General features: G+C 66.9%; 15 protein-coding genes. 5 read left to right on the top strand and 10 right to left on the bottom strand.

Annotated features, from left to right (window positions below):
- The first annotated feature begins 29 nt into the window (after positions 1 to 29).
- The 3 genes from trxB to HF323_RS12350 all read left to right on the top strand — a co-directional run bounded on the left by trxB (position 30) and on the right by HF323_RS12350 (position 2,029).
- Positions 30 to 1,016 carry a thioredoxin-disulfide reductase gene (trxB, locus tag HF323_RS12340; protein ID WP_169582911.1) on the top strand — a complete coding sequence of 329 codons (987 nt, stop codon included), beginning with the start codon at positions 30 to 32 and terminating at the stop codon, positions 1,014 to 1,016.
- Between the two features lie 78 nt (positions 1,017 to 1,094).
- Positions 1,095 to 1,418 (top strand): thioredoxin, encoded by a 324-nt coding sequence (gene trxA / locus HF323_RS12345; RefSeq protein ID WP_169582912.1) that lies wholly within the window; start codon positions 1,095 to 1,097, stop codon positions 1,416 to 1,418.
- Positions 1,419 to 1,612: 194 nt separating this feature from the next.
- Positions 1,613 to 2,029, top strand: a complete 417-nt coding sequence (locus HF323_RS12350) for a YciI family protein (protein ID WP_169582913.1) — start codon at positions 1,613 to 1,615, stop codon at positions 2,027 to 2,029.
- Between the two features lie 10 nt (positions 2,030 to 2,039).
- Here HF323_RS12350 and HF323_RS12355 read toward each other — a convergent pair whose 3' ends face one another.
- Positions 2,040 to 2,387: a tryptophan synthase subunit alpha gene (locus HF323_RS12355; protein ID WP_169582914.1), complete on the bottom strand. Its 348-nt coding sequence runs from the start codon at positions 2,385 to 2,387 to the stop codon at positions 2,040 to 2,042.
- A 71-nt stretch (positions 2,388 to 2,458) separates the two neighbouring features.
- Between HF323_RS12355 and HF323_RS12360 the strand changes: the two genes are divergently transcribed.
- Positions 2,459 to 3,730, top strand: a complete 1,272-nt coding sequence (locus HF323_RS12360) for a sigma-70 family RNA polymerase sigma factor (protein WP_169582915.1) — start codon at positions 2,459 to 2,461, stop codon at positions 3,728 to 3,730.
- Here HF323_RS12360 and HF323_RS12365 read toward each other — a convergent pair.
- The 9 genes from HF323_RS12365 to rpmH form a co-directional block, all read right to left on the bottom strand.
- Positions 3,715 to 4,704 (bottom strand): ParB/RepB/Spo0J family partition protein, encoded by a 990-nt coding sequence (locus tag HF323_RS12365; protein WP_169582916.1) that lies wholly within the window; start codon positions 4,702 to 4,704, stop codon positions 3,715 to 3,717. The two genes, HF323_RS12360 and HF323_RS12365, sit on opposite strands and share 16 nt — an antisense overlap.
- The gene (locus HF323_RS12370; protein WP_188241717.1) at positions 4,704 to 5,666 is read right to left on the bottom strand and encodes a ParA family protein; all 963 of its coding nucleotides are present in this window, start codon (positions 5,664 to 5,666) and stop codon (positions 4,704 to 4,706) included. Before HF323_RS12370 ends, HF323_RS12365 begins: the two co-directional genes overlap by 1 nt.
- A gap of 637 nt (positions 5,667 to 6,303) precedes the next feature.
- The gene (locus HF323_RS12375; protein ID WP_169582918.1) at positions 6,304 to 6,627 is read right to left on the bottom strand and encodes a GIY-YIG nuclease family protein; all 324 of its coding nucleotides are present in this window, start codon (positions 6,625 to 6,627) and stop codon (positions 6,304 to 6,306) included.
- Positions 6,628 to 7,133: 506 nt separating this feature from the next.
- The gene (gene rsmG / locus HF323_RS12380; protein WP_169582919.1) at positions 7,134 to 7,760 is read right to left on the bottom strand and encodes a 16S rRNA (guanine(527)-N(7))-methyltransferase RsmG; all 627 of its coding nucleotides are present in this window, start codon (positions 7,758 to 7,760) and stop codon (positions 7,134 to 7,136) included.
- A gap of 24 nt (positions 7,761 to 7,784) precedes the next feature.
- Positions 7,785 to 8,303: a R3H domain-containing nucleic acid-binding protein gene (locus tag HF323_RS12385; protein ID WP_169582920.1), complete on the bottom strand. Its 519-nt coding sequence runs from the start codon at positions 8,301 to 8,303 to the stop codon at positions 7,785 to 7,787.
- A gap of 33 nt (positions 8,304 to 8,336) precedes the next feature.
- Positions 8,337 to 9,440: a membrane protein insertase YidC gene (gene yidC, locus HF323_RS12390; RefSeq protein WP_169582921.1), complete on the bottom strand. Its 1,104-nt coding sequence runs from the start codon at positions 9,438 to 9,440 to the stop codon at positions 8,337 to 8,339.
- An 8-nt stretch (positions 9,441 to 9,448) separates the two neighbouring features.
- Positions 9,449 to 9,805: a membrane protein insertion efficiency factor YidD gene (yidD, locus tag HF323_RS12395; protein WP_169582922.1), complete on the bottom strand. Its 357-nt coding sequence runs from the start codon at positions 9,803 to 9,805 to the stop codon at positions 9,449 to 9,451.
- The gene (gene rnpA, locus HF323_RS12400; protein WP_169582923.1) at positions 9,802 to 10,140 is read right to left on the bottom strand and encodes a ribonuclease P protein component; all 339 of its coding nucleotides are present in this window, start codon (positions 10,138 to 10,140) and stop codon (positions 9,802 to 9,804) included. Before rnpA ends, yidD begins: the two co-directional genes overlap by 4 nt.
- A gap of 10 nt (positions 10,141 to 10,150) precedes the next feature.
- Positions 10,151 to 10,288: a 50S ribosomal protein L34 gene (rpmH, locus tag HF323_RS12405; protein WP_036304730.1), complete on the bottom strand. Its 138-nt coding sequence runs from the start codon at positions 10,286 to 10,288 to the stop codon at positions 10,151 to 10,153.
- 311 nt (positions 10,289 to 10,599) lie between these two features.
- Here rpmH and dnaA point away from each other — a divergent pair, with 311 nt between their 5' ends.
- On the top strand, positions 10,600 to 12,036 hold the full coding sequence (gene dnaA, locus HF323_RS12410; protein ID WP_169582924.1) for a chromosomal replication initiator protein DnaA: 1,437 nt from the start codon (positions 10,600 to 10,602) through the stop codon (positions 12,034 to 12,036).
- The last annotated feature ends 193 nt before the right edge of the window (positions 12,037 to 12,229 follow it).

A 12,229-nucleotide genomic window follows, 5' to 3' on the forward strand; every position in this document is an offset into this window, starting at 1 on the left:
CGTCCGCCCCGACACAGAAGGGTGCGCAGGTGCGTCACGTCATCATCATCGGTTCGGGTCCCGCGGGTTATACCGCCGCCATCTACGCGGCACGCGCCAACCTCGAGCCGCTCGTGGTCGCAAGCTCCGTCGAGGCCGGCGGTGACCTGATGACCACGACCGATGTCGAGAACTTCCCCGGGTTCCCCGAAGGCATTCAGGGCCCCGACCTCATGACCAAGATGCAGGAGCAGGCCGAGCGCTTCGGCACCGAGGTGCTGTACGACGACGTCATCTCGCTCGAGCTCGACGGCCCCGTCAAGAAGGTCAAGCTCGGCAGCGGCGCGGAGTACGAGGCGCGCTCGATCGTGTACGCGACCGGTTCGGCGCACCGCAAGATCGGCATCGAAGGCGAGGAGCGACTCTCGGGCCGCGGCGTCTCGTACTGCGCGACGTGCGACGGCTTCTTCTTCCGCGAGCGCGTGATCGCCGTCGTAGGCGGCGGCGATTCGGCGATGGAGGAGGCGACCTTCCTCACCAAGTTCGCGTCGAAGGTGTACGTCATCCACCGTCGCGACGAGCTGCGCGCATCCAAGATCATGCAGCAGCGTGCGTTCGCCAACGAGAAGATCGAGTTCGTGTGGAACAGCGAGGTCGTCGACGTCCTCGGCGACGACGCCGTCACGGGCGTGGTGCTCGAGAGCACGGTCGACGGCTCGCGCAGCGAGCTCGCCCTCGACGGCCTCTTCGTCGCCATCGGCAACGATCCCCGCACCCACCTCGTGCACGGCAAGCTCGACCTCACACCCGAGGGCACGATCTGGGTCGACGGCCGTTCGTCGCGCACGTCGGTTCCCGGCGTCTTCGCCGCGGGCGACGTGATCGACCCGACGTACCGTCAGGCAGTGACGGCTGCCGGCAGCGGAACGGTGGCCGCGCTCGACGTCGAGCACTTCCTCGCGTCGCTCGGCGAAGCCGGTGTTCCCGACGTCGTCGGCGACCAGATCGAGGGCCTGCCCGAAGCGGACGCCGCCTGAGCGATGCCTGAGCGGTGGAACAGATCCGCCGCCCTCCGCGTTTGACTGTGTGAACAACTTCCCATCGAAGGAGACAACATGACCGCCAAGGCGACGACGTCCGCCACGTGGGAGCAGGACGTGCTCCAGGCCGAGGGCCCCGTTCTCGTGGACTTCTGGGCTGCGTGGTGCGGCCCCTGCCGCATGGTCGCTCCGGTTCTCGACGAGATCCAGTCGGAGCACCCCGACAAGATCACGATCCTGAAGCTGAACGTCGACGAGAACCCCGACCTCGCGATGAAGTACCAGATCACGTCGATCCCGGCGATGAAGGTCTTCAACAAGGGCGAGGTTCAGACGACGATCATCGGCGCGAAGCCGAAGTTCGCCCTCGAGAAGGACCTCGCGCCCTACATCGGCTGATCGAGTTTCTCGGCCCCTGACTTGGTTATGCCTGGTCAGGGGCCTTTTCGCGTTCATGCCCGGAAGGGAATGTCCTCGATTCGCGGAGATTTTCCCGCCAGGATGTCGATCGCGGCCCTCCTCGTTCGACGAAAGAAGTGAGGCGGCCGCACGGGCCCCACGAGCCGGCGGCTCGCAGAACAAGGAGGACGACGATGCGTTACATGCTGATCATGCAGGTGGAGCCCGAGGCTGCGGCGCGGGCGGCGGAAGAGCTCGACATGGCCGAGGTCATCGCCGCGATGGGCGCCTACAACGAGGAGCTGCAGAAGGCCGGCGTGTTCCTGTCGGCCGAGGGCCTGTCGGATGCGTCCGAGGGGTTCCGCGTCGACTTCGCGTCGGCTCCGCCCGTCGTCACCGACGGTCCGTACGCGGAGGCTCGTGAGGTCTTCACGGGGTTCTGGATCCTCGAGGTCGCCAGCCGCGAGGAGGCGGAGCACTGGGCCCGCAAGTGCCCGCTCGGGCCGGGAACGGCGCTCGAGGTGCGCCGCGTCAACGAGCTCACCGACTTCGAGATCCCCGACAACGAGTGGATCGCCAAGGAACAGGAGTGGCGCGCTGCCAATTCCTGAGCCGGCGCCGTCAGGAGGCGTCTGCGCGCACCGTCGCATCCCAGCGGCGGTGCGTGTTGGCTTCTCCCAGCAGTCGCCAGACCGCCGTTGTGAGCTGCGGGTAGTCGAGCGCGATCTGCCGGAGGACGCGGTAGTGTCGTGCGGCGTTCGGGCGGGCGCCACCATTGGCCGCGATGTTCTCGGCGCGCAGCGTGAACACGACCAGTTCGTCGACGCTGGGCAGGTCCTCCATGAAATCCCACGGGTCCTCGCCGCCGCGCAGGCGCTCCGCGATGATCACAGCGAGTTCGTCGGATGCCTCGGCACGCAGAAGCTCGAGACTGGCCCGTCGCCGCGGGGTCTGGTCTTCTGCCGGCACCAATCCAGGGTACGACGACTGCCCGACATGTGCGCCGTTCCGTCGGCGATCCGGCGGCCTACGCTGACAGCATGACCGACGACGACTCGCACGCGCGGCGCGCCGTCGAAGCGGTGTGGCGCGACCAGTCGGCGCGCATCGTGGCCGCGCTCACGCGGCATACCGGCGACTTCGGCTGGGCGGAGGAACTCGCGCAGGACGCCCTCGTCGAGGCTCTCGCGAGCTGGCCGGGCACCGGCATCCCCGACAAGCCCGGGGCGTGGCTGCTCGCCGTCGCCAAGCGCCGCGCGATCGACGGCTGGCGCCGTCGCGAGCGATTGGCGGTCCGTGAACCGCTCCTCGGCACCGACATCATCGACGCGGAGCGACGAGACAGTGTGCCGGAGCTCGCCGACCCCGACCACATCGACGACGACGTTCTTCGCCTGATCTTCGTCGCGTGCCACCCGGTACTGACGCCCCAGGCGAGGTTGGCGCTCACGCTGCGGACGGTCGCGGGACTGACGACCGAGCAGATCGCCCGGGTCCTGCTCATGACCGTGCCGACGGTGCAGCAGCGCATCGTGAGAGCGAAGCGCGCACTCGCCGATGCGGCTGTCCCCTTCGAGGTCCCCGATCGCGCCGAACGGCCGGCGCGGTTGGCGAGCGTCCTGCAGGTGATCTATCTGCTCTTCACCGAGGGTTACGCTGCCGCAGCAGGGGAGGAGTCGGTCCGTCCGGACGTCGCGCGTGAGGCCGTCCGGCTGGCGAGGCAATTGCGGGCGCTCATGCCGCGCGAGACCGAGGTGTCGGCGCTCATCGCACTGATGGAGTTCCAGTCGTCGCGGTTCGCCACGCGCACGGATGCCTCGGGACTTCCGTTGACGCTGGCGGAACAGGATCGCCGCCGGTGGGATCGCTCCGCCATCGCGCGTGGCAATGACGCGATGAGCGCGGTGGATGCTTCATCCCGCGGCATCGGCTACTACGGACTGCAAGCGGCGATCGCCCAGTGTCATGCCGTCGCGCCGTCCTTCGACGAGACCGACTGGGAGCGCATCGTTCGCCTCTACGACGCCCTCGCCGAGCTTTCACCCACCGCCGTCGTCCGGCTCAATCGTGCCGTCGCCGTGTCGATGGCGCGCGGGCCGTCCGAGGCGCTGTCGCTGGTCGAGGCCCTCGAGCGCGACCTGGCCGAGTTCCGGCCGTTTCACGCGGTTCGTGCCGAGCTGCTCGAGAAGATCGGGAGGACGGATGCCGCGGCATCCGAGTTCCTCCTCGCCGCCGAGCTGCCCGGGAACGACGCGGAGGGCACGCTGCTTCGCAGACGCGCCGCCGCACTCGGCGGTCAGGCGGCGCCGTAACCCGTCTCGCCGATCTCCTCCAGGATGCGGTTGAGATCCTGGATGCTGGCGAAGTCGATGCTGATCTGGCCTTTTCTTGCGGTCAGAGCAATCCGGACGCGGGTGTTCAGTCGGTCACCCAGTCGTTCCGCGACCTCATCGAGGTGCGCTCGGCGCGAGCCGGCCTGGGGCTTGGGAGCGCGGCGGTCCGAGGCATCCGGTCCCTTGGCGGCGGCCTCCGCAGCGCGCACCGACAGGTCTTCGTTCACGATCTTGTCAGCGAGGCGCTGCATCGCCTCCGGTGTGTCGAGCGACAGAATTGCGCGTGCGTGCCCAGCCGTGAGCACGCCGGCGGCGACCCGCTGCTGTACGGGCACGGGGAGCTTCAGCAGCCGGATGGTGTTGCTGATCTGCGGCCGTGAGCGGCCGATGCGGCTCGCGAGTTCTTCCTGGGTGATCCCGAAGTCCTCGAGCAGCTGCTGGTAGGCCGACGCCTCTTCCAGAGGATTGAGCTCGGATCGATGGAGGTTCTCGAGCAGGGCGTCGCGAAGGAGGTGCTCGTCGGCGGTGTCGCGGATGACTGCGGGGATCGTGGTGAGACCCGCTTCGCGAGCCGCGCGGGTGCGGCGCTCGCCCATGATGAGCTCGTACTGGCCGTCTTCGTTGGCGCGCACGACAACGGGCTGCAGGACGCCGAACTCGCGAACGCTGTGGACCAGCTCGGCGAGATCCTCCTGGTCGAAATGCGTCCGGGGCTGACGCGGGTTGGGCACGATCGAATGCGGGTCGATGTGCGCGAGCCGCGCACCGGGCACCTGAAGAAGCTCCTCGGTCGCGGTCGCGGTCGCGGTTTCGGTCTCTGCCGCCGCGTCGTCGGGGGCATCTCCGTGGGACGCGACCCGGGGGAAGAAGACGTCGGAGGGCCGCTCCTCGGTCGCCTCGGTCGTGGGGATCAACGCCCCGATGCCACGTCCCAGGCCTGTGCGCTTGGCCATCAAGCTTTCCCTTCGGTATTCGTCTCGGCGTGTGCTTCGGCGGCATCGCCGTCGCGACGGATGAGCTCGACGGCGGCCTCGCGGTAGGCGATGGCGCCGGCCGACTGCCCATCGTAAGCGATGACGGTCTGCCCGAAGCTGGGTGCTTCGGAAACCCGCACCGACCGCGGTATCACGGTGTCGAGGACTTCGCGGGAGAAGTGCTCACGCACTTCGTCGGCGACCTGCTGCGCGAGGCGAGTTCGGCCGTCGTACATCGTGAGGAGGATCGTGGACAGTGTGAGTCGGGGATTCAGGTGCTTCTGGATCATGCGCACCGTGCCGAGGAGCTGGCTCAGTCCCTCAAGCGCGTAGTACTCGCACTGGATCGGGATGAGAAGTTCACCGGCGGCCGTGAAGGCGTTGATCGTGAGAAGTCCCAGCGAGGGAGGGCAGTCGATCAGCACGAAGTCGAGCCGGTTTGTCGGGTCGGCGAGGTACTCCTCGAGAGCCGTCCGAAGGCGGTGCTCGCGAGCGACCTGCGAAACCAGCTCGATCTCCGCGCCGGCGAGGTGGATGGTGCTGGGCGCGCAGAAGAGATGGGGGGACTCGGGGCTGGTCTGAACGATGTCGGCGAGCGGGAACTCGTCGATGAGGACGTCGTAGATGCTCGGGATGTCGGCGGTGTGCGGCACGCCGAGAGCGGTCGAGGCGTTGCCCTGCGGGTCGAGGTCGATGACGAGCACCCGCGCACCGACGGCGGCCAGGGCGGCAGCGATGTTGACGGTGGTGGTCGTCTTTCCGACGCCGCCCTTCTGGTTGGAGATCGTCAGAACGCGGGTCCGCCCGGTGAGCGTCACGTCTGCCGCCTCGAGAGCACGTCGTCGCGCGGACAAGTCGGCGATTTCACGAGCGAGAGGGGTGTCGTCGAACGAAATGGGTGCCTCGGCATCCGTCTCGTCGGGCTGTTTCACGTGAAACACTCTCCCTTTCGCGAGCCGATCAACAACGCCTCCCACTCTATCCCGCCCCTCGGTCACCCGCCGTCGTAGCCGCCGGTCGAGTAGGCGGCAACCGCCGGTCGAAACCTCGCGCCATCCCAATACCCCCGCTACGCAGACACTAGGTCACCCGCGCCGGCGAGCAGCGGCAACCGCCGGTCGAGGAGGCGGCAAAGCCGCCGTATCGAGACCCCGCGACATCCCAATACCCCCGCTACGCAGACACTAGGTCACCCGCCGTCGTAGCCGCCGGTCGAGTAGGCGGCAAAGCCGCCGTATCGAGACCCCGCAAGGCCTCGGGACACCCGCCTGCGGGCATTCGATCACCCCCTGCCGGTCAGCTCGCCGCAGGCCGCCGGTCGAGTAGGAAGAAGCGCCGGTTGAGGAGGCGGCGCGTCCGGCCACCCCGTCTCGCCCGAGTCGCGGCAGGTCGCCGGTCGAGTGGGCGGCAGAGCCGCCGTATCGAGACCTCGCGACATCGCAATACACGCGCACTCGATGACCCCTGCCGGTCGAATTGGCGGCTTGCTGCCGTTTCGAGAGCCAAGAAAATTCTCGGGATGTCCGGTACGCCGCTCACGCAATCAACCCTTACCTGCGGCGGTCGAGCAAGGAGTAGCTACTCCGTTTCACGTGAAACATCGTCATCGTTTCCTCGGCTCCGACTGAAGTCCTTCCGGCTCAACGGAGGCAGCTTGTCCAGCTGGCCCTTCACCAAAGCGAGTCGCTTCGAGCGACTCCAGCCCTGCACCTGCTTTTCCCTCCGGTAGGCGTCGTCAATGCGGTCGAACCTCTCGAAGTAGATGAGTCGCACGGGGAGTCGAGTACGCGTGTAGGCGGCACCATCACCATCGCCGTGCCGCGCGAGTCTGTGCTCTAGGTTCCGCGCGCTTCCGACATAGAGACTGCGGTCAGAGCATTCGAGGATGTACATGTAGGGCATCGGATCATGTTCCGGTACAAATCGCCTCGGCCAGCTCCACACCCCTTCGCGCTGTGGAGGACAGCCGACATCACGCACCCCGGGGAGGAGCGGGGGTGTTTCACGTGAAACATCAAGGATCCGGGCATTCTCTCGATACACCCCACCCGCGGCGACTCAATGCCGCCGGTCGAATAGGCGGCGCAGCGGCCGTATCGCGACCGGCCCCGCAACCCGGGGATCTCGATACGCCCACTGCGCGGGCTACTCGATCGGCGGGACTGGCACTCAGCGGAACACCCGACCCGCCCAGGCCCCAGCCGCCCAATCAAGACCAGGCCCCGCAACACCGGGGATCTCGATACGCCCGCTCCGCGGGCTACTCGATCGGCGGGACCACCGGCCCGCGGAACACCCGATCCGCGGGACCACCGCCCAGCGGAACACCCGATCCGCGGGACCACCGCCCAGCAGAACACGCGATCCACGGGACCGCCGCTCCGCGGGCTTACTCGATCGGCCGGGGGTCAGCGGACGGTGGCGCGGATCACGCGCGACGGCTCATCGAGCACGCCTTCGCCGACGATCTCGACACGCGCGCCCGAAACGCGATACTTGCGCAGAACCTTCTCGGCCGCGCCGATCTCATTCGCGGCGCTCGCACCCTTCAACAGGATGAGCTCGCCACCGTCGCGAACCAGGGGAGCGGTGAGCGGGACCAGCGTGCGAAGCGCACTCACGGCGCGTGCGGTCACGGCGTCGAGAACGGCTCCGCCCTTCCATTCCTCCGCCCGGGCGCGCACCACATCGACGTTATCCAGGCCAAGAGCGGCTACTTGCTCGTTCAGCCACGCGACGCGGCGCTCCATCGGCTCGATGAGTACCCACTCGACATCCGGTCTGGCGATCGCCAGGACGACGCCGGGCAGGCCGGCACCGGATCCCACGTCGCCTACCCGGCCGACCGGGAACAGGGGAGCGATGATTGCGCTGTTCAGCACGTGACGCGACCACAGGCGCGGCGGCTCGAGTGGCCCGATCAGACCGCGTTCTTCGCCGTGCTCACCGAGCGCAGCGGTGAACTGTCGCGCGAGTTCGATCCGGTCCCCGAAGATGTCCGCCGCTGTGAACGGTTCGGGCTCGATGTCGATCATGAATGTTTCACGTGAAACGCTTGCTCAGCCGCGACGAATCACTGTGTGACGTTCGGCGCCCTCACCATAGGACTCCGATGTGAAGCCTCGCTCCGAAACGATGTCGTGCACGAGCTTGCGCTCGTAGCTCGACATCGGGGGGAGGGATGCCTGCGACGCACCGTCCTCGAGCTTTTCGATCGCGCGCTCCACCAGCGTCGCCAACTGCTGCTGACGTGTGTTGCGGGAACCACCGACATCCAGGATCAGCCGTGAGAAGCGACCGGTGCGGTTCTGCACTGCAATGCGCGTGAGTTCCTGCAGCGCCTGCACCGTGTCGGGATCCGCGATCAGCGACACCGACCCACCCTCCGGGGCCTCAACCGAGACGTACGCGCGGCCGGCGCGCACGTCGAGGTCGAGGTCGCCGTCGATGTCGGCGATGTCGAGGAGGCCTTCGAGGAAGTCGGCAGCGATGTCGCCTTCCTGCTCGAGCTGCTCGTCGGTCGCCGGCTCACGCTCGGGGCGGACGTCGGCGGTGGCGTACTCGGGTGTGCTGGTCATGCTGTCCTCAGGTATCGGAACACGGCGGATTGGTCAGGAGGCTGCGCCGGTCGGACCGGCCGCGCCCTCACCGGGCTTCTGCTTCTGCGCCTGCTTCTTCGCACGCTGCTTGCTCACCGGCTGCTGACGCTTGGGCTGCGCGGCGCGGGCCTTCTCGGCCTCTTCATACAGACGCTGCTGCTCGGCGAGGTACTTCTCCATGGGGACGACCTTGCCGTTGGCGTCGATCGCCTTGCCCTTGCGCGCAAGACGCTCCTCGCGCTCCTTGGCCGCCTCGGACCCGGGGGTGGGCATCTCGCGGATGACGAGGAACTGCTGGCCCATCGTCCAGAGGTTGGAGACGAACCAGTAGATGACGACGCCGAGGGGGAAGAAGACACCCGAGAACACAAACGCGAACGGGAGCACCCAGAGCATGATCTTCTGCATCTGGTAGGCCTGGCCGGTCTTGGCCTCGGGGGAGAGGTTCTTCGAGATGATCTGCAGCTGGGTGAAGAACTGCGACGCGATCATCAGCACCACGAGCGTGGCGAGGATGGCGATCGCCGCGGTGTTGCCGGTGTTCACCGCGTCGATGAGGGTTTCGTGCAGCGACGCGACACCGAAGAGCTTCGCGTTGTAGAACTCCGCGGTGAGCGTCGCGTTGAGCAGCCCCACACCGCCGACGCCTTCGTTGTAGTGCTTCGTCACGTCGTTCAGCACACTGAAGAGCGCGAAGAAGATCGGCATCTGAACGAGCAGGGGAAGGCAGCTGGAGACGGGGGTGGTGCCGTGCTTCTTGTAGAGCGCCATGGTCTCGCGACTCATCGCCTCACGAGAGAGCTGATCTCGCTTGCCCTTGTACTTCTCCTGAACTTTTCGCAGTTCAGGGGCGATTTCCATCATCTTGCGCTGGCTCTTGATCTGCCGGACGAAGAGCGGGATGAGCGCAGAGCGCACCACGATCACGAGGCCGACGATCGACAGCACCCACGTGATGCCGTCGGCCGGCGGAAGACCGATGGCGGTGAAGAACCAGTGCCACGCCACGAGCACAGCCTCGACGGCCCACTTGAGCGGCCAGAGGATGGTGCCGATCAGGTCGAACCCACCGGATGACGGTGCGGGAGTCGGGGTGGAGGCCAGCAAGAGATCCATGCGGAGGATCAGTCCTTTCCGGTGGGGGCTGGCACGACGTACCCGTGACGGGTCAGAGCGTGCCGGAAGTGCGAGTGCGCGGGGACGTCATCGACGCCGCCCACGGCCCAGGGGTGACAACGAGCGAGTCGGGCCGCTGTGAGCGCCGCGCCCTTGAGCGCGCCATGCTGCTGCACCGCGCCGACGGCGTAGGCCGAGCACGACGGGTAGTACTTGCAGACGTCGCCGTACGTGTGCGAGATGGTCGCCCGGTAGCCGTGCAGCAGAGCGAGGACGGCATTGCGCGGCATCAGGGGGACGGAGCGCAGCAGATCGGATGCCTCGAACTGCGCGTCTCCGAGGGCGTACGCGGGCAGCACGCTCATGACGACGCCTCCCGTGCCAGGCAACGAGAGACGTCGGCGCGCAACTCGCCGAAGGGCGCCGTCGCCGCACTGGGAAGGGCGCGGATCACGATGTCGCTCCCGGGACGGAGCCCGGGCAGCGCCTCGGCGCACAGTGCTTTGAGCCGACGGCGGACGGTGTTGCGCACCACGGCGCCGCCGACCTGACGACTGACGATGAAACCGAAACGCGCCGGGCCTTCGGCCACGGCGGGTTTCACATAGGTCACGGTGTGCGCACCGGCGCACCGACGGCCCCGACGGACAACGGCCTTGTACTCCGCTCCGCGGGTGAGTCGGTTCGGCCGCGCCAGCACCGCTCGGGGGTCAGGCCGAGAGCTCGGTGCGGCCCTTGCCGCGACGAGCCGAGAGGATGGCGCGGCCGGCGCGGGTGCGCATGCGGGCACGGAAGCCGTGCTTCTTGGCGCGGCGGCGGTTGTTGGGCTGGAAGGTGCGCTTGCTCATGGGATCACTTCCGGATCAGGTGTCACCGGGACTCTGAGACCGGAGACGCTTCGTACAAAGGGACTGCCGCGAGGGCATAAGTCAACCGATTTAGGGTACGCCGAGCCGCCTGAGAACTCAAACTGAGTCGGCGGCTGCGGGCATTATCCACGCGAGCACGCTTCCCTCCTGGCAACGACACACCCGACCGATCTACAGTGGAGTTTGCTCAGGAGACGCCCGCTGACTAGCGTGGCTCCCGCAGTTATCCACAGGCCCCGGCGCGAACTTTCCGCGGTCTCGGGTGGATTCATCAACAACCCGGGGGGGCCATGTCACCGCACGAACTTCCAGATGTCCCGGTCTGGTCAGCCGTGCTCGACGAACTGGGCCGCGACGAGCGCATCACTCCGCAGCTCCACGGGTTCCTGAATCTCGCCGTCGCACAGGGCGTCATGAGCGGCACGCTCTACCTCGACGTGCCCAACGACCTCACCGCTGCGCAGTTCACGAAGCGGATGCGCACACCGATCATGGAGGCGCTCTCTCGCGTCGAGCAGGAAGACGCCCAGCCGGCGAACACGTTCCGCGTGGTGGTGAACCCCGACCTCGCCGACGCGCACCTGACGGCGCCGATCCCGACGCATGTCGAGCCCACGGCAGCCCTTGCGCCGGCTGCCGTCGTGCGCCCGCCGCGCGAAGAGACACCGGATGCCGCGGCATCCGTCTCGCGAAGCGATACGCGACTCAACCCGAAGTACACGTTCGACAACTTCGTCATCGGCCAGTCCAACCGCTTCGCCCACGCGGCCGCCGTGGCCGTCGCCGAGGCGCCCGCCAAGGCGTACAACCCGCTCTTCATCTACGGCGACTCGGGCCTCGGCAAGACTCACCTGCTTCACGCCATCGGCGACTACGCGCTGAGCCTGTATGCCGGCATCCGCGTGCGGTATGTGTCGAGTGAGGAGTTCACGAACGACTTCATCAACTCGATCGCCAACAACCGCGGCTCGGCATTCCAGGCGCGGTATCGCGACGTCGACATCCTCCTCATCGATGACATCCAGTTCCTGCAGGGTCGCGCCGAGACCCAGGAGGCGTTCTTCCACACGTTCAACACGCTGCACGATCACGACAAGCAGGTCGTGATCACGAGCGATGTCCCGCCGAAGCACCTCACCGGCTTCGAGGACCGCATGCGCAGTCGCTTCGAGTGGGGTCTCATCACCGACGTCCAGGCGCCCGACCTCGAGACCCGCATCGCGATCCTCCGCAAGAAGGCGCAGTCCGAGCGCCTCCACATCCCCGACGAGGTGCTCGAGTACATCGCCACCGTCGTCTCGAGCAACATCCGCGAGCTCGAGGGTGCCCTCATCCGGGTCTCGGCGTTCGCGAGCCTCAACAGATCCACCCTCGACATGTCGCTCGCGCAGACCGTGCTGCGCGACATCGTCGACCAGGACGACGCCAACGTGATCTCTCCGACCGACATCATCACGGCGACCGCGCAGTACTTCAAGCTCACCGTCGACGACCTGTACGGATCGAGCCGGTCGCAGTCCGTCGCGACCGCGCGGCAGATCGCGATGTACCTCTGTCGCGAGCGCACGAGCCTGTCGCTGCCCAAGATCGGCCAGTTGTTCGGAAACCGCGACCACACCACGGTGATGTACGCGTACAAGAAGATCAGCGACCTCATGAAAGAGCGCCGCTCGATCTACAACCAGGTCTCCGAGATCACCACTCAGCTGGGTCGAAACGGTCGCTGACGGCGCGAGCGGTCATATGCCGCAAGAAGTGCTTGACAGACAAAGATGAGAACGCCATCATTTGCGTTCTCCCCAGTGTGGAAAACCTGTGGATAACTCCACAGCCCTGCGGAAACTCTGTGAACGACGGTCGAGTGCCTGTGGATGAATGTGTGGTCACGGTCGACGCCGCCGGAACTGTCCGACGACGAAT

It is taken from the genome of Microbacterium sp. MF43 (assembly GCF_012847295.1).
In the GTDB taxonomy this organism is placed as follows: Bacteria; Actinomycetota; Actinomycetes; order Actinomycetales; family Microbacteriaceae; genus Microbacterium.

Excerpts from the sequence above, each read along its gene's own strand:
- dnaA (WP_169582924.1), top strand. The coding sequence starts at position 10,600 with ATGTCACCGCACGAACTTCCAGATGTCCCGGTCTGGTCAGCCGTGCTC.
- rsmG (WP_169582919.1), bottom strand. The coding sequence starts at position 7,760 with ATGATCGACATCGAGCCCGAACCGTTCACAGCGGCGGACATCTTCGGG.
- yidD (WP_169582922.1), bottom strand. The coding sequence starts at position 9,805 with ATGAGCGTGCTGCCCGCGTACGCCCTCGGAGACGCGCAGTTCGAGGCA.
- trxA (WP_169582912.1), top strand. The coding sequence starts at position 1,095 with ATGACCGCCAAGGCGACGACGTCCGCCACGTGGGAGCAGGACGTGCTC.
- HF323_RS12360 (WP_169582915.1), top strand. The coding sequence starts at position 2,459 with ATGACCGACGACGACTCGCACGCGCGGCGCGCCGTCGAAGCGGTGTGG.
- HF323_RS12375 (WP_169582918.1), bottom strand. The coding sequence starts at position 6,627 with ATGCCCTACATGTACATCCTCGAATGCTCTGACCGCAGTCTCTATGTC.
- yidC (WP_169582921.1), bottom strand. The coding sequence starts at position 9,440 with ATGGATCTCTTGCTGGCCTCCACCCCGACTCCCGCACCGTCATCCGGT.
- HF323_RS12365 (WP_169582916.1), bottom strand. The coding sequence starts at position 4,704 with ATGGCCAAGCGCACAGGCCTGGGACGTGGCATCGGGGCGTTGATCCCC.
- rpmH (WP_036304730.1), bottom strand. The coding sequence starts at position 10,288 with ATGAGCAAGCGCACCTTCCAGCCCAACAACCGCCGCCGCGCCAAGAAG.
- HF323_RS12350 (WP_169582913.1), top strand. The coding sequence starts at position 1,613 with ATGCGTTACATGCTGATCATGCAGGTGGAGCCCGAGGCTGCGGCGCGG.
- HF323_RS12385 (WP_169582920.1), bottom strand. The coding sequence starts at position 8,303 with ATGACCAGCACACCCGAGTACGCCACCGCCGACGTCCGCCCCGAGCGT.